The 25,633-nt window shown below is 42.5% G+C and carries 20 protein-coding genes and 1 tRNA gene; 4 read left to right on the plus strand and 17 right to left on the minus strand.

What is annotated here, in order from left to right; genetic code table 11:
* Positions 1-618: a 50S ribosomal protein L25/general stress protein Ctc gene (locus tag HXT25_RS00245; protein ID WP_004114880.1), complete on the minus strand. Its 618-nt coding sequence runs from the start codon at positions 616-618 to the stop codon at positions 1-3.
* 389 nt (positions 619-1,007) lie between these two features.
* On the opposite strand from HXT25_RS00245, the gene HXT25_RS00250 reads away from it, so the two are divergent.
* Positions 1,008-3,074, plus strand: a complete 2,067-nt coding sequence (locus HXT25_RS00250; protein WP_075038874.1) for an AMP-dependent synthetase/ligase — start codon at positions 1,008-1,010, stop codon at positions 3,072-3,074.
* Positions 3,075-3,435: 361 nt separating this feature from the next.
* On the opposite strand, the gene HXT25_RS00255 is transcribed toward HXT25_RS00250, so the two are convergent.
* Positions 3,436-4,722, minus strand: coding sequence for a hypothetical protein (locus HXT25_RS00255; protein WP_004113096.1), 1,287 nt, complete (start codon positions 4,720-4,722; stop codon positions 3,436-3,438).
* Positions 4,723-5,168: 446 nt separating this feature from the next.
* Between HXT25_RS00255 and HXT25_RS00260 the strand changes: the two genes are divergently transcribed.
* Positions 5,169-9,539: a Tat pathway signal sequence domain protein gene (locus HXT25_RS00260; RefSeq protein WP_422118548.1), complete on the plus strand. Its 4,371-nt coding sequence runs from the start codon at positions 5,169-5,171 to the stop codon at positions 9,537-9,539.
* 343 nt (positions 9,540-9,882) lie between these two features.
* Here HXT25_RS00260 and era read toward each other — a convergent pair whose 3' ends face one another.
* The 6 genes from era to HXT25_RS00290 all read right to left on the minus strand — a co-directional run bounded on the left by era (position 9,883) and on the right by HXT25_RS00290 (position 15,583).
* A complete protein-coding gene (era, locus tag HXT25_RS00265; RefSeq protein ID WP_009994154.1) occupies positions 9,883-10,947 on the minus strand; it encodes a GTPase Era in 1,065 nt (354 codons plus the stop codon).
* A gap of 9 nt (positions 10,948-10,956) precedes the next feature.
* The gene (locus HXT25_RS00270; RefSeq protein WP_422118549.1) at positions 10,957-12,501 is read right to left on the minus strand and encodes a hemolysin family protein; all 1,545 of its coding nucleotides are present in this window, start codon (positions 12,499-12,501) and stop codon (positions 10,957-10,959) included.
* Positions 12,491-13,018 (minus strand): rRNA maturation RNase YbeY, encoded by a 528-nt coding sequence (gene ybeY / locus HXT25_RS00275; protein WP_004114866.1) that lies wholly within the window; start codon positions 13,016-13,018, stop codon positions 12,491-12,493. Before ybeY ends, HXT25_RS00270 begins: the two co-directional genes overlap by 11 nt.
* A 2-nt stretch (positions 13,019-13,020) precedes the next feature.
* The gene (locus tag HXT25_RS00280) at positions 13,021-14,301 is read right to left on the minus strand and encodes a PhoH family protein (protein ID WP_422118550.1); all 1,281 of its coding nucleotides are present in this window, start codon (positions 14,299-14,301) and stop codon (positions 13,021-13,023) included.
* Positions 14,302-14,304: 3 nt separating this feature from the next.
* A complete protein-coding gene (locus tag HXT25_RS00285) occupies positions 14,305-14,673 on the minus strand; it encodes a histidine triad nucleotide-binding protein (protein WP_004114864.1) in 369 nt (122 codons plus the stop codon).
* 112 nt (positions 14,674-14,785) lie between these two features.
* Positions 14,786-15,583 (minus strand): 16S rRNA (uracil(1498)-N(3))-methyltransferase, encoded by a 798-nt coding sequence (locus HXT25_RS00290; protein ID WP_004114863.1) that lies wholly within the window; start codon positions 15,581-15,583, stop codon positions 14,786-14,788.
* Between the two features lie 144 nt (positions 15,584-15,727).
* On the opposite strand from HXT25_RS00290, the gene HXT25_RS00295 reads away from it, so the two are divergent.
* Positions 15,728-16,894, plus strand: a complete 1,167-nt coding sequence (locus HXT25_RS00295) for a succinate dehydrogenase/fumarate reductase iron-sulfur subunit (protein ID WP_246943412.1) — start codon at positions 15,728-15,730, stop codon at positions 16,892-16,894.
* Positions 16,895-16,900: 6 nt separating this feature from the next.
* Here the strand turns inward: HXT25_RS00295 and HXT25_RS00300 are convergent, their stop codons facing one another.
* From HXT25_RS00300 to HXT25_RS00320, 5 genes are all read right to left on the minus strand, one after another.
* Entirely contained in the window at positions 16,901-17,770 is an 870-nt protein-coding gene (locus tag HXT25_RS00300) for a TIGR00730 family Rossman fold protein (protein WP_422118551.1), read from the minus strand.
* A gap of 69 nt (positions 17,771-17,839) precedes the next feature.
* Positions 17,840-19,099 (minus strand): Na+/H+ antiporter NhaA, encoded by a 1,260-nt coding sequence (locus HXT25_RS00305; RefSeq protein WP_004114860.1) that lies wholly within the window; start codon positions 19,097-19,099, stop codon positions 17,840-17,842.
* A 222-nt stretch (positions 19,100-19,321) separates the two neighbouring features.
* Positions 19,322-19,394: transfer RNA gene (locus HXT25_RS00310), tRNA-Ala, on the minus strand.
* Positions 19,395-19,522: 128 nt separating this feature from the next.
* On the minus strand, positions 19,523-20,647 hold the full coding sequence (locus tag HXT25_RS00315) for a hypothetical protein (RefSeq protein WP_421780025.1): 1,125 nt from the start codon (positions 20,645-20,647) through the stop codon (positions 19,523-19,525).
* A 51-nt stretch (positions 20,648-20,698) separates the two neighbouring features.
* Positions 20,699-21,694 (minus strand): DMT family transporter, encoded by a 996-nt coding sequence (locus HXT25_RS00320; RefSeq protein ID WP_004114856.1) that lies wholly within the window; start codon positions 21,692-21,694, stop codon positions 20,699-20,701.
* 873 nt (positions 21,695-22,567) lie between these two features.
* On the opposite strand from HXT25_RS00320, the gene HXT25_RS00325 reads away from it, so the two are divergent.
* Positions 22,568-22,972, plus strand: coding sequence for a pyridoxamine 5'-phosphate oxidase family protein (locus HXT25_RS00325; RefSeq protein WP_004113128.1), 405 nt, complete (start codon positions 22,568-22,570; stop codon positions 22,970-22,972).
* Positions 22,973-23,134: 162 nt separating this feature from the next.
* Here the strand turns inward: HXT25_RS00325 and HXT25_RS00330 are convergent, their stop codons facing one another.
* The 4 genes from HXT25_RS00330 to rsfS all read right to left on the minus strand — a co-directional run bounded on the left by HXT25_RS00330 (position 23,135) and on the right by rsfS (position 25,624).
* Entirely contained in the window at positions 23,135-23,584 is a 450-nt protein-coding gene (locus HXT25_RS00330; RefSeq protein ID WP_004114854.1) for a DUF3021 family protein, read from the minus strand.
* Between the two features lie 77 nt (positions 23,585-23,661).
* Entirely contained in the window at positions 23,662-24,162 is a 501-nt protein-coding gene (locus HXT25_RS00335) for a LytTR family DNA-binding domain-containing protein (protein WP_004113132.1), read from the minus strand.
* A gap of 184 nt (positions 24,163-24,346) precedes the next feature.
* On the minus strand, positions 24,347-25,168 hold the full coding sequence (locus tag HXT25_RS00340; RefSeq protein WP_009993488.1) for a histidine phosphatase family protein: 822 nt from the start codon (positions 25,166-25,168) through the stop codon (positions 24,347-24,349).
* Positions 25,169-25,177: 9 nt separating this feature from the next.
* Positions 25,178-25,624 (minus strand): ribosome silencing factor, encoded by a 447-nt coding sequence (rsfS, locus tag HXT25_RS00345; RefSeq protein ID WP_004113136.1) that lies wholly within the window; start codon positions 25,622-25,624, stop codon positions 25,178-25,180.
* Positions 25,625-25,633 lie beyond the last annotated feature (9 nt).

Genomic DNA, 25,633 nt, shown 5'->3' on the forward strand with positions numbered 1-25,633 from the left:
TTACTCGGCTGCAGGAGCTTCTGCAGCAGGAGCGGCAGCATCGGCAGCAGGAGCGGCAGCTGTCTCTTCTGTAGCAGCATCTTCTGGAACAGTAACGCTAACAACAGACTCTTCGCCATCCATGTCGAGCACAACGCCCTCAGGAAGCTTAACATCTTTAGCAAACACCTTGGTGCCATCGGTCAAGCCGTCAACATTAACCACCAAGCGCTCTGGCAAGTTGGCAACGTCTGCGCGAACCTTAAGCTCCTGAACGTCTACGAATGCAACAGCAGCACCCTTTGGAGTGCCTTCAACAAACACTGGCACCTCAACGTCAATCTTTTCGCCAGCCTTAACTTCGTAGAAGTCAATGTGCTCAACGATGCGCTTAACAGGGTTGCGCTGAACGTCCTTAACAACTGCGATTCGTGACTCATTGCCGAACTTAATAGTGAACAAAGCGTTTGCGTGACGAAGAGAAAGAGTAGTCTCCCTCATTGGAAGAGTCACGTGTACAGGCTCAGCACCACCAGCGTAAATGCTGGCTGGAATCAAATTGGCAACACGCAAACGGCGAGCAACGCCCTTACCGAATTCATTGCGAACTTCGCCTTCAAGTGTAATCTTTGTAGCCATATCGGTCTCCTTATGGTCTGGATTATGCGGATAATCTTATTTAAATCCAGCTTCAGGCGCACCGACGCGCCGAAAACCACCATAAGTTGGCTATCAGCCCAGTCGATAACGGAACTTACACAACAATCGCAAGCAACCAACGAATCGCAAAGCGCCTATCGCAAGTATCGCAGTGTTATTCCCTCGCCAAAGCAACTTATCTAGTCTATAAAAACACTTAGACAGATAAAGTCTAAAGTCAAATCCAACACCAAAAGGTGACTTGAATCACACCAACGATTATCATGTATATATAGTCAAAGGCGCATAACAAATATGTGCTCGAAACAAGCTGATTTAACCAAAATAAATTAGCAAATTTAAGCATTTAGCAAAATTAAGGAGCAGATGTGTCCGTCCTAAATACACTCCAGCAGCAAGCTTTCAATCTTGCTCGTAAGGCTTTGCAAATTGGCAGCAACTTCGCGCACCCAGTAAGCGACGACATCGCAGGAGAACCAGACTATTCTATTCCACAAGATCAGCAAGACGGATCACAGAATAAACAGAATAATCTGCTTCAGCAAAATCAGTATCTTCCACGAGTAGACGAATGGGGTTCTCAACTACAAACCACCACTTTCCTAGACCCACAAACTGGCTTGCTAACCACAAAAACGGACGGAAATCCGCCATTAGACGAAGGCACAAGCATCTACGACTTGTATGCAGACAGGGCAGCAAGAATGGGAGATGATCCACTTTACACATACAAAGAAAACGATGAATGGGTTACAAAAACAGCCAACCAGTTCCTTACAGAAGTTAGAAAAGCCGCAAAAGGCTTGATTCACTATGGATTGCGCAAAGGCGACGCTGTTGCGTTAATGTGCAAAACCTCGTATGAGTGGGATGTTGTTGACGCTGCGGTTATGGCTTGCGGAGGCGTTCTGGCTACAATTTACGACACGGACTCCGCTGAGCAAATTCGCAACATTGTAAATAACTCCGATTCGCGCTTTTTGATTGTTGGCACAACTGAAATGAAAGACAATGCAGAAGGAGCTATTGAAGAATGCCCGAGCCTTGAGCGCATTATTTGCATAGAAACAGGCGGATTGGCGGAACTACAAGCCTTTGAATACTCCGTTAGCGATGAAGAACTAGACGAGCGAATTGACTCGGTTAAAAAAACCGACTTGTGCTCTATTGTGTACACTTCTGGATCTACAGCTGCGCCAAAAGGCGTGGAAATGACGCATGAGCATTACTGCACAACCGCGTTAAACTTGCCAACTTACTTGCCGGACTTGCTTAGCGAGCCTAACGGTTCTGTGCTTCTATTCTTACCTCAAGCCCATTCGTTTGCGCGCGCAATCAACTATATTGTTGTGGCGAGCACGCTTAGAATCTACATTGCGCAAGGCATTACAACGCTTATATCCGACCTTCAAGTCGCAAAACCAACTGTTATGATTGTTGTTCCGCGCGTGCTCGAAAAAGTGTATAACGCAGCTTCGCAAAAGGCAGGTCATGGTGCTAAGGGACTTGCTTTCCAGGGGGCTGTTGTTACGGCTCAGCAATACATGAAGGAAGTTCAGGATTCTGGAGATGCTAAGGCGCTAACAAAGGCTCGCCGCGCTGCTTACGATCCACTGGTTTACCGCCCGATTCGCCAAGCGCTTGGTGGGCGTGCGCGCTGGATTGTTGCTGGCGGTGCACCACTGGATCCAGAGCTGCTAGCGTTCTTCCGCGGCGCAGGCGTGCCAGTTTACGAGGGCTATGGTCTTACAGAAACCACTGCCCCGTGCGCGTTTACTCCTATTGGCGTTCCATTCCGTGAAGGATCGGTCGGTATTGCTTTCCCAGCTTTCACTTTGCGAATTGCTAAAGATGGCGAAGTGCAAATTAAGGGCACTTGCGTGTTTAAGAAGTATCACAAGAATGAAGAGGCGACAGAAACTTCGTTTACAGAAGACGGATGGTATGCTACTGGCGATTTGGGCAGAATTGACGACGATGGCATGCTTTACATTACTGGTCGCAAGAAGGACTTGATTATTACTGCCGGCGGCAAGAATGTGGCTCCGGGTCCTATTGAAGAAGTGATTAAGCGTTGCGAACTTGTATCTCAAGCTCTTGTTCTTGGAGATAAAAGACCATTTATATCTGCTCTTGTGACTTTAGACGAGGAGATTTTACGCAATTGGCTTAAGACCAAGGGCTTGGACGAGACTATGAGCATGGAAGACGCCGCAAATAACGCGGTTGTGCGCGCGGAAATCCAAAAGTTTGTGGATATTGCAAACGAGGACGTATCGCGCGCGGAATCTGTGCGAAAGTTCATTATTCTGCCAGAAGAGTTTACTCAAGAAAACGGTTTGATGACGGCTTCTATGAAGATTATCCGCCCGCGCGTTATTAAGAAATACGCTAATCTGCTTAACACGCAAATGTATACGATTCGCAAGAAGTAGCGCCTAAAGCGTAACTCGCAAATCGCCCAAAACCGCGGTTAACTAGTCTTATAACTGACTAGTCTTCCGCGGTTTTTCGTATCTACACACGATCCCGCTTTTTGCATCTACCACATGCTTCATGCGTTATATTTGTCGCACCTCCGAGACAAATATAACGAAAATCAGCCAAAAGGCGTTACAAATGTCTCATCAGTGATGCAAATCTAACGAAATTAGGGCAAAAAGCGTTACAAATGTCGCACCTCCGAGACATATATAACGAATCCAGCCATCTCGCAACAGAAAACAAAGAACGTCGCTCACTCGAGACAAATCTAACTTCACAAAATCAGCGCACATACACCATCGCTCGCATAAATCACAGCATTTTAATAATCCTAGGAACTCCTGCATCAATCAGCTTACTCTCAACCCTTTTAGGATTAACAATATCCGAAATGGTAAAACGCACAATCCTGCTTACTCCACACTCCTTCATAAGCAACGCTTCACGCTCAGCCTGCCGGTCAATATTGCGATTAATAACACTAGGATTATACGATTTACGCAACATTCGATTATCGCATGACGAATTAAAATCGACGTTAGTATGACTAGGATTATCGAAATCAACGTAATACTTTGAATGCCCGTCAAACTCGCCAACAATCAACTCAGCATTGGGAAGCCGCCACAAAAAATCACACCTATACTTGCCACCTGAGTGCGGCAATATAAACTCGCGTTGCAATTCTGGCACCATAAATCCGAGCGAAATCATCGTTCCTCGCGCGAACGATTCACCGCCGTTTTCACTTAATCTATTTGCAAAACAACAAAGGCGTCTAAGCGAGAGAAACTTGTCTATTCTAGTTTCACAGCAACTTCCAAAAAATGTGCTTTCAAATAAATCAGAGGTTGTTGCAGCAGAAACACTTTTATAATTATTAATATCCGAAGTCGAATATCTACTTTCACAAATAGAGATGACTTTAGCAAAATCAACATTATCGCGAGCAGCAGAATCGAAAATCGACAATGCTGATCTAAAATTCATGCTATTTGCAACATCGAAAAGCATTGTGCTCTTATCTACAATATGACTTCGAACTCCGTAATCTATATTGTCGCTTAAATGCGAAAGAACAACGAAGCGACCGCCACTTCCCTCCCTTCCACGCACAATTCGAACATCATCACTAGTGCCATCCATCTCTCTGCCTGTTGCATTAATTCTACGCAACAACGGATTATCATTTGCAGACTTTCTGGTTATAGTGCGAACGTAAATTGGAATTGACTGAGACGGCAGCATTTTGACGCAATCACTATTTTTATCAGTTTTATAATCAGTTTTATAATCATATGTTATGTGATCATAATCATTCACAACATCGTAGCCGATTAGCGCAGCAGCAGTAACCCCTGTAAATTTCCAGTCTGGATGAATATCCATCAAAGAAAACGCTATATGTCGAATTTGCTCAGCTGTATACAGATTTTGCCAATATTCTGTTCTTGCGTAAAGACCTGGGAATACTCTCACAAGCGATCCTGCCCTAGTGTACCTATACACACACTGCCTTTGCGAATTGCTGATTGGATGAAAACAACGATGCTCAAACTCAGCTTTTTCGAGCATGCTTTTAACGTTAGACTTTTTCATAAGCCTGAGATTATGAGATAAGCAATGAATGCGCAATAGATTTTAAGGAATGTGGATAAAGGATAGCTTGTAAGTATTAGACTAGACTGAGTTGACTTACGACAAGCGTTAGATTTGCCTCACCGATGATGCAAATCTAACGGATTTGACCCAAAAAGCGTTACAAATGTCTCATCAATGATGCAAATCTAACAAATTTGACCCAAAAAGCGTTACAAATGTCTCACCTCCGAGACATATATAACAAATCTGAGGCAAACAGAGAATGTCGCTCGCGCAGATTTAATCCATAGGTATTTGATAAAATCGCGTTGAAAACTTGATACCCCCCCCCCGGTAGAAAATATGTTTTCCAAAACAAGACGAACGGCAAGAAATTGCTAAAAATCTTGTTCAAAAACACGAAAACTAGCGATTTCCTATTATCAAACATGAGGAGAGGTTTTATGAATGCTAAAATCGCAGCCGCTATATCTTTAGGCGCAAGTTCACTGGCATTATTCGCAATGGCAAATGTGGCAAATGCCGATGTTGTAAATCAAAACTCAGATAATGCAAATGTTGAAATTAATGCTAATCATGAGAATCCTGATCCAAAGGAAGCTAAATCAAATGAACTCGCAAGAGAAGCTGAAAAGCTTGAGCTAGAAACCAAAACAGAAGTAGGCAAAGCCGATGAAGCTGTTAAAAACGCAAATAGCAATCTTGCAAAAGTAAATGAAAAAGTAGAAGACGCATCCAAAAAAGCATCCGAAGCTATAGAAGCGAAAAATCAAGCAGAAAAAGATGCAGAGGATGCAAAGAAGCAAGATGCAGAAGCTAAAGAAAAAGTAGATGCAGCTCAAAAGATAGTTGACGAAGCCGAAAAAATTAAAGAAAATGCACAATTAGCGGCAAGTAACGCCGAAAATGCAAAGAAGCAAGCAGAAAACACTGAAGCACAAGCGATAGATGCAAAGAAGCAAGCAGAAACACAACTTGAACAAAATCAAAACGAACTACAAAATGCCCAAAAAGCTGTAGATGAAGAAAAAACAAATCTGAATGAAGAAAACAAGAATCTAAACGCAGCTAAAGAAAATCTTGAAAAAGAAAAGTCATCTTATACCTCTTTAGTTGAAAGCGCAAAATCTCTTGAAGAAGCAAAGAAGAAAACAGATAATGAGCTTAAAGACAAAGAAACAGAATTAAAAGAAAAACAAGCACAGTTAGAGCAACTTAAAAAGTCTGATTCTGCTTTAAGCAATACGGATTTGGAAAAAGTAAAACAAATTGCTAAAGAGAAAGAATCCGTTTATAAGCAAGCTCAAGAAAAAGTAACAAAAATTAAAGAAACGCTTGCTACAAGTACCCAGAAAATTAACAAAACAAGTGAAGAACTAGAATCTAAAGAAAAAGAACTAGAAAAAATCGGTGATTACAAAAAGCTAGTTGAATCTTACAAAAACTTAGACAATCTTAGAGGAAAAGCAGATGCAGCAGAAAAAGTCTACGATGCTGAAAGCAAAAATGATTCTAATACAGAAAATTCATTAGAGAAGAAGTCTGACTTCTACAAGTTCTTGCAATATGTGATTAACATTGAAAAAGCTAAGGAAAATAACAAAAACGAAGATCTTATTGCAGACGCTGAGCGCGCGCAGAAAATTCTTAAAGGCGAATCATATGTGATTCCAGGGCAAGAATTCCAAGATGGATCGTATAAAGAAGCACAAACAATAGAAGCTCCAACGTGGTATGAAGATATTGTAAAACCTGGGCTTGGTAGAGTTGGCAGCGCTGACTCTTTGCAAAACATGAAGGAAGCCGCTGAGTATTATGATGCTTTAAATGAGTACAGAAGAAACGATAACAACGCGTTGCAAAATGTAAACGTGCGTTTAAGCTTGATTGCCGAAAGCATTGTGCATTCCTTCTACTCTGCTGCTATTAATAATCATGCAGTAAACCATGAAAAGTATGATAACGCTAGTGTTATGGACACTACACCGTACAAAACTGCAGAAAATCTTGCGTGGGGAGATTACGACGGGCATAAAAATGGTCGAATGAAATATTCAAATAACGATTGCAAAGTTCTAGACGACGGTAAAACTTCATGCTCAAAGCAAATTAAAACGCAAAGCACGGAACCTAAACCTACAGATAATAAGTGGAATGCCTTAGACGGCTGGTATACGATTGAAAAGAATCGCTATGAAGAGGCTAGAGATACAGGAATCTTCTATACATTCAATGGCGATACAAAGATTGAAAACAAGCTTTCTGAAGCTGGTAAGCAATTCCTTAGGGACAATCAATATGATTTTGGAATGAAATTAAGCCAAAATCCAAACACAAGATTATTCGAAGAAAATGACGAAAATGGCAAGCTAACTAATTTATTTAGTCTTTCCGTAGGTCATTACACTACTTTTGCTAGAAAAGATATAAGTGCTGGCGGTTTCGCAGAAGGCGATTTATATATTCAAGAAATGACTAGACCTTCTGGCGGGAAACAAGAAACTGTTACAAAAAATGAAGATGTTGCTGTGTGGCACGGAAGCAATGAATATTCGATTAGCGTTGCCAAATATAAAGAGCTTCTTGATGGTTATGAGAACAGTCTAAAACAAGAAAAAGCTGCTGGAAGCGCCTCTGAAGATGCAGATGAAATCGTTAAATTGCAAAAGCTGAATGCTGAAGCAAATAAAGCAAATGCAAATTTGTTTGAAGCTAAGTACAATCTTCGAAAAGTACAATACGATTTGAATTTGCCAGACAAAAAGAGCGCTAAGGGGCTAAAAGAACAAGAATTAGAACATGTAAAAGCCGAGAAAGAAAAAGCAAATAATGAAGCTAAAAAATATGGCGACCCTAACGCAGACTGGGGAATCGAAGAAAATGCAGCTATTGCAAAAAAGCTTGCTCAGCAGTGGCAAACAAAGTACACGCATCTAAATGGAAAGGTTAAAACTCTTAGTAGCTCAATAGATGCTGCGAATGCTAAGAACTTACCAAATAAAATCGCCTTGGATGCTTTCACAAATGCTGCATACGATTTTGATAGCGCTAAGAACGAGTTAAAAAAATCTCAAGAAGAATTTGCAAAGCTCACTATTGAAGCAAAGAAATACGAGAATGAGTATAAAGTTGCAAGCACAAATGTAGAAGAAGCCGAGAAACAATCTCAGTTAACTGGTGAAGCAAAGCAAGCTAAAATCAGGGAGTTTGAAGAATCTGTAAAGCAACTCAAATCTACTAAAGACGATTTGCAAATCAAAGCTAATGATGCTGCTAAAAACTTGGCAGAAGCCAACGAGAAGGTCACGAAACAAGATGAAACTGTTGATAGTGTCACACGGTTGCTTGATTCTGCTCGTAACAGAGTTAGTGAAGCAGAGAAACAATTCAATCTTGCAAACAAAACTAAGGAAAAAGCTGAACAGAAAGTTGCGGAAACTCAAAGCCAAGTTAACAAAGCACAGAAGCAAATTGAAGATGCAAGCCAACAAATTGATTCTGCTAACAGAAAAGTTACAGAAGCTCAAAAGCAAGTTCAAGATGCTGAACAGCAGGTAGCTGCAGCAACCGAAGTTAAGAATAAAGCTGATGCTACTAAGTCGAATACAACTAAGTTAGTATCTGATGCTGCTGCTAAAGCCGCTCAAGCTAAGCAAAAAGCTAATGAAGCAAAGTCTGCTATTGAGCAAGCACAACGCATTACAAAAGAAGCTCAAAGCCAATTTGAATCAGCAAAGAAAAAGGCTGAAAACGTTAAAATGCAAGTTTTGCAAGCAAAGCAAAAAGTTGCTGAATTGCATGAGAAAGTTAAGACGCTTTTGGCTGGAGCTAAAAATAACGTAATTGAAAGGTACAACGCTACTTTTGCTGCCGTAAATCAAAGCTTCAATAATTTTGAGAATACGCTTATTCTTCGTTTTACAACGCTTGATGCAGTGGAACAGTCTCTTAATGAATCTACTAGTACTTTAGATAAGACTTTAAAGGACGTAAATTCGCTGGTGACTTCAGATAATGAGAATAATGGTGATGGTGGCAATAATGGTGGTAATAATGAATCTCCAACAGTGCCACAAACAAATCCGTCTCATGACGCAAGCACAGATTTAACGCCTGCTCCTACCCCATCTAAAGAAGTAGAATCGGGCAACGCTAATCAGAATACTGGTTCAACTAGCGCAACGCAGAATAACACGAGCAACAGTACGAGTTCTAGCGAATCCTTCGAGAACTACTACAACCAGTATCTTGCAGGATACGCAAACAACTTATTCGGCAGCGAGCAACTCGGATTCCACGCTGCTATTCCAGCTGCACAATCGCAAAGCGCAAACGATGCTAACGGTGCTAACGGTGCAAATGCTCAAAATGATAATGGCGTTGCAGCGAATAATGTTGCAGGAGCTGCGCACACTAACACTCTTAGCGCAAGCAGCGCTAACCGCATAGCAGCTGCTCTTGCATCTGGCTCTAAAGCTGCAGCTAAGGATCTTGCTAAAGATCTTGCTAAAGCACAAGATGCTGCTAAGGATTCTGCTGCTAAGAGCGAGTCCAATAAGGATAATGCAAAGAACGACGCAAAGGATTCTGCAAAGAGCAAGTCTAAGAGCGAATCCAAGAATGATTCCAAGAGTGAATCTAGTGAATCCAAGGATGAGTCTAAGAACGCTCAAGCTTCTGGCGGCGCACAAGACGGAGCGCAAAGCGCATCCAACAACACTACGCTTAAGGTTGTTGCAGCTCTAGCGGCTGTTGTTGCAGGAATCGCAGCAATCGGAGGCGGCACTTACTTCGCTCGCCATCGTCGCCCATAATCAAAACTAAAAAACAAAAATAAAACCGCGGTTAACTGGTCTTATAATTGACTAGTCTTCCGCGGTTTTTTGTATCTACACACGATCCCGCTTTTTGTAGCTCTACACACGAAAATCAGCAACAAAATGCGGAAAAAACGACGCTTCATGTAGTGCGTTTGTATGACAACACGCCGTATTTTAGGTACAAACACACTACAAGGCAGGTCCTCGTTCGCACGGATTAGCCGTGCGAACGTCTTCGCTTGCGTTGAAAGCACACCGTGCTTTCAACCTTAAGCAAGCTCAGCGCTCCGAATTGCCTTTTCGCGCTACGCTCTAAGCGAAAAGACAGGTCGTCGCGCTAGAACCCCAAGCGCTCAAGCTTCTTAGGGTCACTCTGCCACCCCTTTGCAACCTTCACATGCAAATCGAGCACAGCTTTAGCGCCCGTAATACGATTCACCGCAGTGCGCAAACGCTTCTTAACGCGCACAAGATGCTCCGCACCGCGCCCAATAATAATCGGCTTTTGCGAATCGCGCTCAACATACACCGACACAATCACATGCGCTTTATTATCGCTATATTGCGTATAGTCCCCATCTCCTGGGCGCACAATGCTATCTACAACAACCGCAAGCGAATGTGGCAACTCGTCGTCAAGCTCCTCAAGAAAAGCCCCACGAATCAACTCCGCAATCATGCTAGAAGGACTCTCCTCGCTAAGCTGATCGTCTGGATACATCTTCGGACCTTCTGGAAGATTGTCAATCAAAACCTTCTTAACTTCGTCAACATTGTCGCGTTCCAAAGCGCTAACTGGCACAATATCAGTAAAATCAGCAAACTGTTGAATCTCAATCAAATGAGACACCAACTCATCTCGGCTTAGCGTATCAATTTTAGTGACGATTCCAATAAGCGGAACCTTCCACACCCAGTTTCCAGACGCGTCTTTTTTGGCAAAGTCGGAGCGAAGTCGGCTCAAGATTCTTCTATCTCCAGGCCCAATCTCTTGATCTGCTGGAAGCAAGAAAGCAATCGCATCCACATCTGCAAGCGACTCGTCTACAATATCGTTCAAACGTTGGCCTAGCAAAGTGCGCGGTCTGTGGATTCCTGGAGTATCAACTAACACCATTTGCGCGTTTGGAGTTGTTAAGATTCCGCGAATCGCCTTGCGCGTTGTTTCTGGGCGAGAAGACGCGATTGCGATTTGCGTTCCGATTAGCGCGTTCATAAGCGTTGATTTTCCAACGTTTGGTCTGCCTACTACAGCAACAAATCCCGATTTATAGCCGTTAAAATCAGGCACTTCTACGCTCGCTTTTAGAGAAGGATCTAAATTAGCAAACATTTCGTCATTCATATCTTCCATATCTTCCATATCGTCACTCATATCATTAACATCTTTCATATCATTCATAATTCAACACTATTTATCGCCATCAACTTGCGATGATTCGCTATCTTTACTACTATCTTTATCGCCATTTTTTCCATCAGTCTTTCCATCGTTTTTCCCATCAGTCTTGCTATCACTCTTTCCGCCGCTCTTTCCACTATCGTCTTCTTCTTTGAGACCTTGAATATCTTTAAGTCCTTGAATATCTCGCTCAACAAGAATCGTGGAGACTTTCTTGCGCCGCCCAGCAGAATCAACCGCGGTTAGCTTAAGACCGCGAGTCACAGCACTCGACCCAACAATCGGCACGTTTCCAAGCAACTTGGTAAGCAACCCAAACACAGTGTCTACATCGTCTTCGTCTATATGCACTTCAAAAATATCTTCCAAATCGGCGATAGGCGTGCGCGCAGGCATTTTCCACACACCCTTACTCACCTCTTGCGGATCCGCGTGCTGAGTGCGATCGTGCTCGTCTTCTAGCTCTCCAACAATTTGCTCAATCGCGTCTTCAATCGTAACAAGCCCTGCAATTCCGCCATATTCGTCTACAACAACGGCAACATGTTGTCGGATTCGCTGCATTTCGTGGAATAAATCATCCACTGGCTTGGACTCTGGTACAAGCATTGGGCTTCGACTAATCGTAGAAACTGCGCGCTCAGATGCTGCTGGATTAAACACGGTTGCGCGCACAGCATCCTTTAAATACGCGATTCCTTCCAAATCGTCAACCGACTCGCCAATTATAGGCACGCGAGAAAATCCAGATCTTGAGCACAATTTTAGGAAATTTTCCAGCGTTTCGTCGTTTTTAACACAAATCATATCGGTTCGCGGAACCATGATTTCGCGCGTTAACGTGTCGGAAAGCGTAAGCACGTTGCGCATCATCTCTGAAACTTCTGGGTCAAAATCGTTTGCTTCCACAAGCCTATCGATACTCGCTTTAGCTTGATCTAATTGAATATTTTCCAACTCTTCATCGTCGGAAAGAGCAGCATTCTTCTTATGATTTTGGCTTTGATTTTGCGAATCTCCACGACTTGCGATTTTTGCAAACGGATTCATAAAAACAGCAATCGAAATTATTCTAGACAAGCGCATCAGCTTAAAAACTGGCTGAGCCGCTCCCACTGCTCTTGGCCGCACAAGAACAGAAACAATTGCAACAATCATTGCAACTATTAGCCCGATTAATAGCGTTAACCAAAGAGGCGCACCAAGAGTCGCCGCGATTGCAGAAAAAGCCACGCCGTCCAACACGTTACACACGATTCGCACAAATGCGCACGCTCCGCTCGTAGCATACCTATCTGCTATAAGCTTTTTTGCTCTGCGAATTCTAGCAAGCTTCCTCAAGCGAACGACTTGACTTTCGTTATCGTTCGTTTGCTCTTCAATCATAAGATTATTAAGACTAGACCTTGTAACTCTTGGCACAGCCCCTTCCGCCGCCGCCATTGCAAGCGAAAGCCACACAAGCAAAACTGCGACTATTGCAATCGCACACAAGCAAGCCCACATATGTGCAGGCAAACCGGGAATCGGCGGAATTGTAATGTTATTTAGCATGATTTTTCTCGTATTCTTCCAGCTCATTTACGGCACCAGCTGGCAAAGTGGCATCGTAAAGCTCGCCAGATCTAGCCGCAAAGAACGTTAGCAAAAGCTGCCTTTGCAAGCCAAACATTTGCTTTTCTTCTTGAGGCGTAGTGTGATCGTATCCAAGCAAATGCAACATTCCGTGAATCGTGAGCAATAGCATCTCTTCCATTGTGCTATGCCCTGCCGCTGCTGCCTGTTGAGCCGCCACCCACGGGCAAATCACAAGGTCTCCAAGCATTCCTTCACTCACTTTGTCGTCGCTTCCAGGAGTCAGCTCGTCCATTGGAAAGCTCATAACGTCTGTAGGACCTTCTAAGTCCATCCACTTTTCGTGAAGACTAGCGATTGGCTCTGGGTCCACAAAAGTAATTGACAAATCGGATTGAACGCTTACTCGCATTTGTTGCAAAACCCACATTCCAAGGTCGGAGAATATTTTTGGGTCGATTTGCCAAACGGTTTCGTTCATCACTTCAACACTCATTATTACTTGATATTCCTCTCAAGACTTTGCGATTCAAGACTTTGCGATTCGTTGTTTGCTGACGATTCTTCGGTTGCTGGCGATTCAAGACTTTTCCTATTTCTAGCCTTCTCGCGCCTAAAATCAGCCTCGCGATTTTCCCACGCTTCATACGCTTCTACGATTCGCCCAACAAGCTCGGCCCTAACAACGTCTTGCGCATTTAAGTGAACAAACGCAATGCTTTTAACGTCTTTCAGCACGTTCTCAATCGAAGCTAATCCAGATTTTGGAACCGCTAAATCAACTTGCGTTCTATCTCCTGTAATCACCATTGTGGTGTTAAATCCAAGACGCGTCAAAAACATCTTAAGCTGCTGAACAGTAGCATTTTGCGCTTCGTCTAAAATAACAAAAGCATCATTAAGCGTGCGACCTCTCATGTATGCAAGCGGAGCCACTTCCACAACGTTCTCGTCCATGTATCGCTTAAGTTGCGGCGCTCCCAACATGTCGGAAAGCGCGTCGTAAAGCGGCCTTAAATATGGGTCTACTTTGTCGTTTAGCGTTCCAGGCAAGAATCCAAGATTTTCCCCAGCTTCTACAGCAGGGCGCGTCAACACTATTCTTCGCACTCGCCCATCTTCTAAAGCTCTAACAGCCTTAGCAACCGCTAAATACGTTTTTCCAGTACCAGCAGGCCCAATTCCAAACGTTACAGTATTTGATTCCATTGCTTGAATATAAGCTGTTTGACCCGCTGTTTTTGCGCGAACAGGATTTCCTCCTGCAAACGTTATAACACCTTTAGCCATTCGCGCTTTTCTGCTCATTGCACGCCTTTTAGCATCTTCACTAGATGGCATTAAATCGGCAGAACCGCGCGCAAAATCGCTTTCCATTGCGCCAGTTCCAAAGCCAGATTCAGCTCCAGTACCAAAAGACTTTAATCCGCTAAACGCTCCGCCTAAAACTCCGCCATTGTGCCCAATTCTATCGATTCGCACATTATGCTCGCTACCTTTAAGCACATCTCTTTCTAGCATGCGTTTTACAGCATAAGAATCAACAGGAGCTTCGTAAGCGCAATCAACTATTTTGCGCAACGCGTGTTCGGCTTTGCAAGCGTCTTCTTCACTTCTTGCGCTTCTAGATACGATTCTCACACAATCCGCGTGAACGGAAATATCTATGCTTGGAAAAGCCTTCTCCAACTCTCTTAAGTTTGAATCTGCTGCTCCCAAAACAGCAACTGGGCTTAATTCGCTTGGAATTTGAACAATACGCGTTGTACTATTTGACACGATTTATAAACTACCTTCTTCAAGTTTTTCGCCTGTTAAAACATGAGCATGAACATGGAACACGGTTTGACCAGCTCCCAAACCAGTGTTGAAAACAAGACGATAATCGCCATTATAAAAGTCGTTTGCAATTTTTTGCGCAACGCATGCAATATGAGCCAAAACATCAGAATCATTTTGAGCAAGATCTGCAACATTCTTGTAATGATTGCGCGGAACAATCAAAACATGCACCTTGGCTTGCGGATTAATATCTTTAAAAGCCACTACTTCATCGTCTTCATACACTTTGCTGCTTGGGATTTGCCCATCAATTATCTTGCAAAAAATGCAATCGTCGTCAGTTTTGTATGTTTTGCATGCTTTATCCATTATTTTGCCCACTTTTCAATAATTCTTATTGCAATTCTTGTTGCAATTCTTATTGCCGAACACCATTTACTATTTTACACAAAACACGCACAAAGCTTGCAAAGATTGCTTACTACTCATACCTGCCAAGTGCTCTAGAAAGCAACGATAAACATACTGGCCCTGCTGTAGATGCGCGTAAAATATTGCTTCCTAAAACGCAACTTTTGGCGCCAGCGTCTATAAAACTTTGCACTTCTTCTTCGCTAATTCCGCCTTCTGGCCCCACAACTACATAAACAGTGCGCGTTTTGCCATCTTTTAAGCATTTTTCCGTTAAGTCGTTTACGTAGTTTTCGATTTGACTAAAAGAATCCGTTGCGTCTTGATGCAAAACAACTACAAGGCTTCCATAAACGCATGCACGCCTACAAATCGCTAGAATCTGCTTGCTTGTAACTGGTTCTAAAAGCTGTGGAATCCACGCTCTGCGCGATTGCTCCGTTGCAGCCTCAAGCACTTGATTCCATCGCTTATCTGTGCGCCCTGGCTTCCATTTTGAAATCGACCTATTTGCGCACCAAGGAATTACTTCGTCTACACCAATTTGGGTAGCCATGTCTATTGCTTGCTCGTCGTGACCCGTTTTTGCGAGAGCCTGAATAAGCGTTAATCGGGTTGTTGGCGCTGGTTCTTTTATGAACGAATCTACTCTAACTAAGCCGTTTTCGCTGTCTGTAATCGTTGCGTGAATTCGCACTCCTTTGCCGTCCGAAAGGTCTAGCGAATCGCCATCCGAAAGTCGCATTGCGCTTATTGCGTGCCTTTTAACGTGTTGAGGCAAGCTAAGAGTCCACCCTTCTTCAATCCCATTTGCAAGAACGGGCGCATCGTCTTTATTCGTATCCAGCAAAAACAAAGCATCTGTCATAATTTAAGCCTAACGTTAGGCGCAGCCAACATTTTTGCTACTTCTGTGATTCGCTCAAGTATTTCTGCTTCTGCATTTTCGCTCAAGTATTTCTGTGCAAGTATTATGGCAAACTAGAATTATATGAATTGGAGGTATGCGCAAATGGTTGACGATTTTAGACGCAACTTTGCGCATTCTAATAATCAAGATTGCACTACAAGCGATGAAGCTTTTGTGACTTTTCGCGTATCTCGTTTTACGCCAAATGACGATTCTTGCGATTCGTCGGTTACTTGCGACCCCGCGGTTGCTGGCGATTCAGCCACCGATTCAGCGACCGATTCAGCACCAATCGCCTCCACTAACTCCCCTGGTTTAGTTAGAAGGCACAGAGAAAGCCCTTTTGCAAAAAAGCGCAAAAGTAGCCCATTTTCAACGCAAAATTCTGGCGATTTACCAGCTAAACCATTAAGCGGAAAACATTGGATTCAAGATTATACGATTCGTTCGCGCAAAAACGACACGATTTTAGACTGCTTGCTTAAAATTAAGCGCACAATAGACCCCACTTTGGCATTTAGATACTCTTGCGGTCACGGCGTTTGCGGATCGGATGCTGCAAACGTAAACGGCATGCCCACTTTACTTTGCACAGCCACAATCGCCCAAAACGCTAGGCAAAATACACAAACTCAAGGTGTTAGATCAAGCGGTTTTAGAAAAACTGGTAGCGTAAAGTCGCAAGCTTCCGCAACACCAACACCAACACCAACAGCCGATGAAAATCACAATCTGCAGTCACAATCTAAAGAAACTCTTTCTTTAATCCAAAATGGAAGCTTTGGCATTATTGAGATTGCGCCACTTTCAGGCTTTCCTATTCAAAGAGATCTTATTTGCGATCTTTCCCCAATGATTGCACAGCTTAAAAGACTCGAGCCATATTTGCAAGCGCAAGATGTTCAAACAAGAAACAGCAGCGGAAAACTTGCGATTATTGAGTTTTTGCAGCACCCAGAGCAGCTTGCAAAGTTTGAGCTTTTAAGCAATTGCATAATGTGCGGAGTGTGTGAAGGAATTTGCCCAGTCTATGCAGGCGGAGAAGCGTTTATTGGGCCTGCAGCGCTTATAAATGCTGCGCGATTTATTAACGATTCTAGAGATAACGCCACTAATCGAAGATTAGACTTGGCGGATTCTAGCGACGGCATAAGCGCGTGCCAATCCGTGCGAGCATGCTCCAGGCAATGCCCACGCGGAATCGACGTTGGAGAAGAAATTTGGCAACTTACAACGCTTATAAATGAGCGAAAAATGAAGGAAAACTAGCCAAAACTAATTAATAAACTTGTCTCCAGTTGCGATTCGCACAGCTTCTAGAGGGTCGTCTGTAATCGCAAGCAAACTAGGGTCAAAAGACGATATAAGTCCTCTTTCTTTAACTGTAGTTTCAATCCAATTCATAAGGCCTTTCCAATATTCGCTGCCGAAAAGAACAACAGGAATTTTAGAAACCTTATGCGTTTGAACAAGCGTAAGCGACTCAAAAAGCTCGTCCATTGTGCCAAAACCGCCTGGGCACACAATAATTCCCGAAGAATATTTTAGGAACATTGTTTTGCGAACAAAAAAGTAACGAAATTGCATTCCAAGATTCACCCATTGGTTTAAGCCCTGCTCGTGAGGCAATTCGATTCCTAGCCCCACGCTTGTTCCGCCAGCTTCTGCCGCTCCGCGATTTGCCGCTTCCATAATTCCAGGTCCGCCGCCCGTAATCACCGCAAAACCGCGTTTTACAAGCTCTTTGCCCATTATGCGAGCGCTACTGTATTCTGGCGCATCTGGCTTTATTCGTGCAGAGCCAAACACGCTAACAGCTAATCCAAGTTTTGCCAAAGCGTCGAAACCATCAATAAATTCGGCTTGTATTCTAAGAACTCTCCAAGGGTCAAGTCCTTGCCACGCATGATTATCTTGCAAATCTCCGTTAGGCAAATCGTGTTGCAATAGCGTTTCCGTTGTGCTTTCCTTAGGAATCATTGGTCCGCGCATCATTACGGCGCCGCTGTAATAAGTGTCTTTCCAAGGTGAATTCTGTTCGCTTTGCGCGCGCAAGTCGCAAGCATTATCTGGATTATCAGATTTACCAGAATTATCTAAACTATCTAAATTACCTAAATTACCTAAATTATTATTAGAAACCATAAGTCACCTTTAGAACTTTCTAGTCACTTTCTAGTCATCTTGTAATCGCGTTAAATAAACGCATTAAAGTCACTCTTCAATATCGTCTAATTCTTCTTCCATATGATTCGATTGCTTTGCAAGCATAAATCCCGAAACAGCAGCCGCAATAATAGACGCCACTAGTACTCCGAATCGTGCTTCACCCGAAAGATCCGCGTCGCTGTACGCAAGAGAAGCGATTAGCAAAGACACAGTAAAACCAATTCCGCACGCGCATGCTGTAGGCAAAAGGTCGCGAACGCGCAAATCGTCTGGAACGCGCAAGCCAATAACTTTCTTAGCAAACCAAGCAGTAATCATAATTCCAAGTGGCTTTCCAACAACTAGCGCAATCGTAATCGCAATTAGTATTGGAGACAAGAACAGCTGCCAAGTCAATGTTTCAAAATGAACTCCAGTTGCAAAAAGCGCAAAAACTGGCAGCGCAAACAAAGAAGACAAAGGCTGAATTTTCTGTCGATACCTTTCGGCTCTAAGCGACTTTTCGCCGTGAACAAGATGCGCAGGAGTTAGCAATCCAACCATTACGCCTGCAAGAGTTGGGTGAACGCCAGCTTGATACATCATAACCCACGCAAGCAAGCCAACAAGAGCCACAACAGGCCATGGAACGCGCTTTAATCGCACAAGCATAGTCCATACTAATCCGCATAAAACAACGCCTACAAACCAATACCACGCGTTAAGCGAAGAGAAGAACAATGCGATTAATGCGATTCCAAGAAGATCGTCTACTGTAGCCAGAGTCATTAAAAATGCGCGCAAGGCTTTAGGAAGCGTTTTAGCAAAAAGCGCAAGAACAGCCAGCGAGAATGCTATATCTGTTGCCGTAGGAATAGCCCAGCCAGCGCGAACCATGTCTAAAGACGGAAGCGCTCCAGAAGTAAGTCGCATAATCTCTTGACCAGCGTGCAACTCCGAGAATATTGTAACAGTTCCCGCAAAAAGAATAGGAGGAACAACCATACCTCCAATCGCGCAAATCATTGGCATTGCTGCCGCGCGAGGGTCTCTAAGCGATCCTGCAATAAGCTCGTGTTTTAAGTCTAAACCAACTGTAAGAAAGAAAATAGTTAACAAGCCGTCTTGAACCCAGTGGCTAATCGACATGTGAATATTTGTGTACGGAATTCCTATTTGAGTGTGAGAAACAGCTTCAAAAATCGGAGACGTAAATGGCAAATTTGCAAGCATTAATCCAGCTAAAGCAAATCCGAGCATAATTAACCCAGATGTACGCTCATTATTGGCTATTTTGCATACTGTTTTCCAAGAGCGTCTTAGCATGATGTAAATCTTCCCTCCGATTTTCTATCTTTTATTTTCTATTTTCTATTTTTGACTTTTAGTTTTTAGTTTCGACTTTTTACTTTCGACTTTTGTTTAACAATTTACGGCATATAAATTTTATGCGATAAAGTTTATGCACCTAGGACTTATAAGTATATAGGATACGTATCGAAATATAACAAAAAACGCCACCTCGCTTAGAAGTGACGTTTCAAATCGTGGAGCTAGGGGGATTCGAACCCCCGACCCCCTCCATGCCATGGAGATGCGCTACCAGCTGCGCCATAGCCCCGTTTTTAATTGTGCGGCTCAAACGAACCTTTGATAGAATACAACAGATTTTGCTACCAACCAAACTCGGCGTGTCGTAAACTCCTCAATTTTGTTGTAAAAATATGGATTTCTTGCCGCATAAAACTATTATTCGCCACTACCCGATGATTGTTGCGATCCAGATTCTCCCTGCTGTACAGAAGTACCACCATCTGCACCATTAGGTGAAGAATAAGAAGGAGATGAAGGAGACGAAGCCGATCCAGAATCTGTGTTTTGTGAAGAATCACCCTTAGATCCGCTAGATTTTGAGTCAGATCCAGAATTGTTTAATCCATCCGCACCCTTTGAATCACCACTATTCGAAGAGTTTTTATCATCTAAAGAGTTTCCTTCATGATTATTCGCATCTTTTTTATCAGACGGTTTTTTATCCGAACCATTCTCATCATTCTTATTGTCTTCATTAGATTTAGAATAGTTGCCTGAATCTTGATTCTGATTTTGAATACGATTATTCTCACTATTTTCAGGAGTCTGATTTCCCCTATTAGTCTGATTGTTATTTTGCGCAGGATTCTGCGGTAAATTGTTTAAATTATCAGTGCCTTTTCCTTGCGTAAACAACAGAACCATGCCAGCAGTAATAATCACCGCAGCAAGAGCGCTAAGAACAGCAACTAAAATAGTAAGTCGTTTGTACCTTGACTCATCATCCACGTATTTTTTCTGCTTTGCATAGTCATAATCACTATTGTTGCCTAATCTACGCTTTGCGTCGGTTAGCGTAAGCAGAGAATCCGAATCTCCTTCCGAAAGCGAATTATCTTCTTCTTTCATCTTTCTTAATGAAGACAATTCCATAATGCTTGTGTTATCAACGCTATTATCAGTATTTTGCCCAGAGGCAGTAGCCATAACTTTTCTAACTGTTTTTATTCTGCGAGGTTCGTTCGCTTCATGAACCTCATATTCTTCTGGCATATCATCCTCTAATGCAATAAATCGTGCATTATTTACAACTTTAGTGTCATCATCTGCATAATGGCTTGAAACTGATTTTAATGCAGAAGAAGACTGGATCTTTTTTGAAGACGCGTGAATAACATTTTGATAAAGTTGCGATGCTACAGCAGACACAATCGAACCTATTGCAACACCAATTACTGATCCTGCTATACCGATTTTTGACGATAGAAGGAATGCTGTAACAGCTGCTAAAGAACCAGCCAGCACTTGCGTAAACGATATTCCTTTGAAGAAGTTCTTCACAAGTACCACCTTACAAAATTATTATTTACTACTATTCAAATTGACAACTATTTAAATTGTAGATGCTGCTGCAGATGCAACTTTAGACTCTGTTTCAGAAATTTTCTGCTTATTTTTGATTTTTATAAGCTCAATATGCTCTGCCAAACTTGCAAGCAGAATCGCAGCAAAAATCAATGCAAAGCCAATAAAAGCAACGCTTGTTACGCGCTCGTTGTATAGAATGCTAGAAAATAGCAATGTAAATAAGCATTCTGTGCACATAATCACGGAAGCGTTAGCTGTTGAAAGATAAATCAGAGTATAGTTTTGAATGATTTGCGCAAGAACAGTTACTATCACTATAAGATAGAACATGTTCGTAATAGTTATCCAATTATCTTCGGCATTAAAATTAGGCAAAGGCTCACTTATTGCAGCTCCGCACAAAAATAGAACTCCAGAAACACTAAACTGACCGAATGTTAAAGCAACGGGATTGTATTGTCTAGAATAATACGCTAAGTATGTTAAGTTAAACGCAAAAACAGCCGCGCAAATAAGAGTTAAAACATCTCCGTGAGAAAGTGTAAGAACAAGAGATCCTGGCTTTAATGCAACGAATCCAACGCCCACAACGCATGTTAGAGCTGCAATAATTCCTAAAAGCGTTGGCTTTTTTCTAATAATCATCCAAGCTGAAAATGGCGCTATAACACAGTAGGCGGCTGTAAGAAAAGCACTTCTACCTGGGTCTATCCACCTTAATCCTTCTGTTTGAGTAACTAAAGATGCGTAGTATGTAACACCTGTTAAAAGCGAAGGAATTATTAGCTTTTTAGTAAAATTTTTGCGGATTGTTTTAAAGAAGACTGCGCCCATTATTATGCACGCTCCAAGCATGCGAACTCCCATAAGCCATTGAGGTGGGAATACCTCTAGAGCGTATTTAGATGAGACGTAGCTTCCGCCCCAAATTGCGGCGCATAAGAGCAACATGATTCGCGCGAAGTTTACGTTAATTCGATTGTTCTGTCTTGGTTGAACCGCGCTATTTATTTCACTCATGTCACTCCCCTCAATTTCTTGCAAATCACAAGTCTATAACATTAAATTTTTCTTTAAGGTAGCTAAATTGCCTTATAAACTTTATAGAATAGCCACAAAAACAAGAAAAGTACAACCTATCGGCGTTCCTTCGGAAAATTTCCTAATTGACAACTGAATTGGTTGTACACACTGCGACTTTACCTTAATATTTACGATTAATGATTGATGCGCGACGACCTGCCTTTTCGCTTAAAGCGTAGCGCGAAAAGGTAATTCGGAGCGCTGAGCTTGCTTAAGGTTGAAAGCACAGTGTGCTTTCAACGCAAGCGAAGACGTGAGCGCGCTTAGACCGCGCGAACGGTATTCTCTGTTTACTATTGTGAGAGGGCTGGCTAATTCTTGTCTCACAACGCTCCGCCTATTACGTGTAGTCTAGAGTTGCGGTTGTTCCGTTTTGTCTTTGATTTTGTTTTTGTGTTGAGGTTTGTTTGTAGTGGTTGATCATTGGATTATTTGGTATCGGCTGCCGCTCTTATATTGTTCGACCAAGAATCACCCAGCCCTCTTACATGCTAGGACTTTTGCGTGGTTTTTATCACCGAGATTCGAGATTTTTCTTGCGCGACGACCTGCCTTTTCGCTTAAAGCGTAGCGCGTTAGCGATTTTCCGCTTTTTGTACGTGATTTAGGTCAAATATGGTACAAAGTGCGGAAAATTACGTTTGCACTTTGTGCAATTGGTGATTTATGTCACAAGTTTAGGCGTTTTTGCAAAAACTTGTCGAATTTTAAGCCTTTATATGCAGGATTGCGCGTAATCTTAGATGTGATTGAATCATAATCATATGATTGCGCGATTGAAAAAATAATCAGTTGAAGAAAGGACTCAACATGGCAACTCTTAGTGAAGATATGAAGACTTTTATTGAGAACAATTTGGCTTGGATTGCAACGATTAGCAAAGATGGCGAGCTTGATCTTGGACCAAAGATGTCAATGTTTGTTCTAGACGATAATCACCTTGCTTACCATGAGCGCACTGCAGGTCAGCATTTTAAGAACTTGCAAGATGGCAGCCAGTTGGTTGTAGCAGTTGCAAATTTGGCAGAAAAGAAGGGCTATCGCTTCCGCGGAACTGTTACGCTTCACACGGATGACGCGATTTACAATGAGCAAGTTCGCGTTGCCGAAGAAAAGGGCACAAAGAAGCCTGCTGCCGTTCCTGTTATGGAGATTAATGAGATTCAGGATTTGACTTCTGGAGCTAATGCTGGAAAGACAATTACTAAAGATTAGTCAAAATACTAATTTTTAGTAAAAATCTAACAAAACGCCGAATTTTTAGGTCTCTAATACGCGGAATACAATATCGAGTGGCGTTCGTCCTCAATGGCGAAGATGAACACCACTCAATTTTTATTTGATTAATTTTTATTTGATTATTTAATTGTCACTAATTTACTTGTTTTCTTTACGCAATGCTTGCAACCTAGCGTTCATTTCTTCCGCTTTCTTCTTCTCGAAGTAATAAATTATTGCAGCAATCGCAATCGGGAAAATAACAGTGAATACAATCCATCCGCAAATCACAGCTGGCCCATCTTTGAATGAAATCCACCCAACAATCACCGATACAATAAATTGAATAGCAATTGGTGGAACTAGCGCAAAAACGAATTTTGCGAGATTTGACATACGCTCATTCGACCAAAAAATAGCGAACACTCCATAGCCTATGCCTATAACAAACGATGCTACAGCATAAGATGCAATTCTGTTTCCAACTGCGCTATGCGCTAACAGGCTAGATACAAAACTGATTGCAGTAAAAATAGTGCACCCTATGCCAATGCCTATAACAATGTTTTTTGCCATTGTTTTGCCTAAAGTTGTAACTTGCTTTTCCATAATAATCATTTCCTTTTTAAGTATTAAAAAATTAGTATTAAAATTTTTGATAGTTTTATATTTGACTACGCTTAAAACTACATTCCTAAGCGCTTTTTGAATCCTGCTAAGCATCTGCGACTAATCCACTCAACGCTTCCGTCGTCCATTTTTACGCTCATACTTCCGCCGAATCCTGGATCTACTCGAACAATGCGATTCAAGTTCACGATTGCGGATTTAGATATGCGCACAAACGACGCGAATTGCGGATTGTCAAAATCCATTAGGCGCTTGTAAGAAACGCACTCGCCTTTATCACTGTGGATGATTACGCGCGAATTTTCTACGCAAATCATAATCACATCTGGCTCGTGCATAACAATAATCGAATCGTTAATATAACCATATATAAATGAATTATTGTTGCTATTTTCCGCATTTACAGTATTATTTTCAGTGTTACTTGCTTTTGCATTTTTAGAATCAATGCTTTGCAAATTGGCTATAATGCGTTTAAGATTGTCGTCAATATTGTGAACTGACAATTGAGCGTGCTGCTCCTCTTCTGGCGGCACAATAGCAATCGTTACCTTCATCAAGCCTCCCTTCCGTATACTACCGTTAGCGTTTACTAGCTTTTGCTAACTTTTCTTAGCTTTTGCTAGCTTTTTGTTTTGTAATTTTGACTATACGGCACTGTAAATAGTCTGTCTTTACAAAACCGCTAAACGGTAGTTTTTGGAACATAAGCGGCGAAAAATGAAAAGATTACACAGCTACTTAAGCCGCTCCCCAAATGCGAATAAGACGCTGACTTGTAGGGTCGGCTGCAGGGCCTTGATCGTAAGCATCCAAACGCCAATGGATTGAACCATCCGCGTTAAGACTTGGAATTAAACGCGCCCAACGACCGTTTCCCATTCCACCAATCGTCTTATAAGAAGGATCTACCTTGTCTAATCCAAGAAGCTTATGAACAGTTTGAGATAGGCAAGAGCCGTGCGAAAACACTAGCAAATCGCGATCCGAGCCAGTTTTGCGCGCCCAATCCTCAACAGCTTTCGCCGCGCGCTCGCCAACTTCTTGCTTAGTTTCTGCACCGTGGTTGAGTTCACCACCTTTGCCATCAACCCATGACTTAAAATCTTCAGGCCATTTTTCGTTAATTTGCTGGCGATTAAGGCCTTCCCACTCTCCAAAAAAGCGCTCGCGCACACCATTTTCAACGTGAACATTAAGCTCAATCTTATCTGCAAAAGCATGAGCTGTCTGTTGTGCGCGAATAAGCGGAGAAGCAATTGCAACAAAACTCGCGTCTGCTTCTTCTGGAGTAATGCGCACGTGCTCCTCGCTATTTGGATTCTTTGGGTCTTCTAAGTCGGAAGCTCCAAAAAGAACACGCAAAGCCTTACCAGAGCGAGTCACCTGGTCTATTCCAGACTCATCTAAAGCAATATCAATCATGCCTTGAAGTCTAAATTGAGCATTATAAGGCGTCTGACCGTGGCGAACAAGCATTACAGAACGCGCAATACCCTCGTGAGCGCTGTTTTTATTTGCATTATGCGCAATTTGCGTCGCGCTTTCAACAAAATCCACCATTATCTTGCGCTACCTTTCAGACTCTTGATCGCCATTTTGCACATCATCGCCATCATCGCTATCATCGCCATGTGCATCGCTCTCATCATGCTCTGGAAGTTGCAAATCAATTGCAGGGCAATCATTCCACAAGCGCTCAAGGCGATAAAACTCGCGCGCTTCCTCGTGCATAATATGAACCACAAAGTCGCCAAAATCAAGCAAAATCCACTGCGCTAGTTCTAAGCCTTCTCGAGATAAAGCTTTACGCTTATTGTCTTTTAAGTACAAGTCTTTTTCGATTTCTTCGCTAACAGCTAAGACTTGACGCTCGTTAGATGCAGAAACAACCAGCATTGCGTCTGTAATTCCAAGCAGATTGCTAACGTCAAAAGCTTGGATATTAGTGGCTTTTAACCTATCGGCTGCAGCCGCAGCAATCCTAATCGCGTTAACAGAGCTTTCTAAAGCTGCCATTGTTTCTCC

The organism is Gardnerella sp. DNF00476 (assembly GCF_049262735.1).
In the GTDB taxonomy this organism is placed as follows: Bacteria; Actinomycetota; Actinomycetes; order Actinomycetales; family Bifidobacteriaceae; genus Bifidobacterium; species Bifidobacterium vaginale.

What these genes read in the sequence shown, in the direction of transcription:
- HXT25_RS00300 (WP_422118551.1), bottom strand. Translation starts at nt 17,770, where the DNA reads ATGGTTTCTAATAATAATTTAGGTAATTTAGGTAATTTAGATAGTTTA.
- HXT25_RS00340 (WP_009993488.1), bottom strand. Translation starts at nt 25,168, where the DNA reads ATGGTGGATTTTGTTGAAAGCGCGACGCAAATTGCGCATAATGCAAAT.
- HXT25_RS00260 (WP_422118548.1), top strand. Translation starts at nt 5,169, where the DNA reads ATGAATGCTAAAATCGCAGCCGCTATATCTTTAGGCGCAAGTTCACTG.
- HXT25_RS00270 (WP_422118549.1), bottom strand. Translation starts at nt 12,501, where the DNA reads ATGCTAAATAACATTACAATTCCGCCGATTCCCGGTTTGCCTGCACAT.
- rsfS (WP_004113136.1), bottom strand. Translation starts at nt 25,624, where the DNA reads ATGGCAGCTTTAGAAAGCTCTGTTAACGCGATTAGGATTGCTGCGGCT.
- HXT25_RS00295 (WP_246943412.1), top strand. Translation starts at nt 15,728, where the DNA reads ATGGTTGACGATTTTAGACGCAACTTTGCGCATTCTAATAATCAAGAT.
- HXT25_RS00290 (WP_004114863.1), bottom strand. Translation starts at nt 15,583, where the DNA reads ATGACAGATGCTTTGTTTTTGCTGGATACGAATAAAGACGATGCGCCC.
- HXT25_RS00320 (WP_004114856.1), bottom strand. Translation starts at nt 21,694, where the DNA reads ATGAGTGAAATAAATAGCGCGGTTCAACCAAGACAGAACAATCGAATT.
- HXT25_RS00255 (WP_004113096.1), bottom strand. Translation starts at nt 4,722, where the DNA reads ATGAAAAAGTCTAACGTTAAAAGCATGCTCGAAAAAGCTGAGTTTGAG.
- HXT25_RS00285 (WP_004114864.1), bottom strand. Translation starts at nt 14,673, where the DNA reads ATGGATAAAGCATGCAAAACATACAAAACTGACGACGATTGCATTTTT.
- HXT25_RS00335 (WP_004113132.1), bottom strand. Translation starts at nt 24,162, where the DNA reads ATGAAGGTAACGATTGCTATTGTGCCGCCAGAAGAGGAGCAGCACGCT.
- HXT25_RS00325 (WP_004113128.1), top strand. Translation starts at nt 22,568, where the DNA reads ATGGCAACTCTTAGTGAAGATATGAAGACTTTTATTGAGAACAATTTG.
- HXT25_RS00305 (WP_004114860.1), bottom strand. Translation starts at nt 19,099, where the DNA reads ATGCTAAGACGCTCTTGGAAAACAGTATGCAAAATAGCCAATAATGAG.
- HXT25_RS00330 (WP_004114854.1), bottom strand. Translation starts at nt 23,584, where the DNA reads ATGGAAAAGCAAGTTACAACTTTAGGCAAAACAATGGCAAAAAACATT.
- era (WP_009994154.1), bottom strand. Translation starts at nt 10,947, where the DNA reads ATGAATGATATGAAAGATGTTAATGATATGAGTGACGATATGGAAGAT.
- ybeY (WP_004114866.1), bottom strand. Translation starts at nt 13,018, where the DNA reads ATGAGTGTTGAAGTGATGAACGAAACCGTTTGGCAAATCGACCCAAAA.
- HXT25_RS00245 (WP_004114880.1), bottom strand. Translation starts at nt 618, where the DNA reads ATGGCTACAAAGATTACACTTGAAGGCGAAGTTCGCAATGAATTCGGT.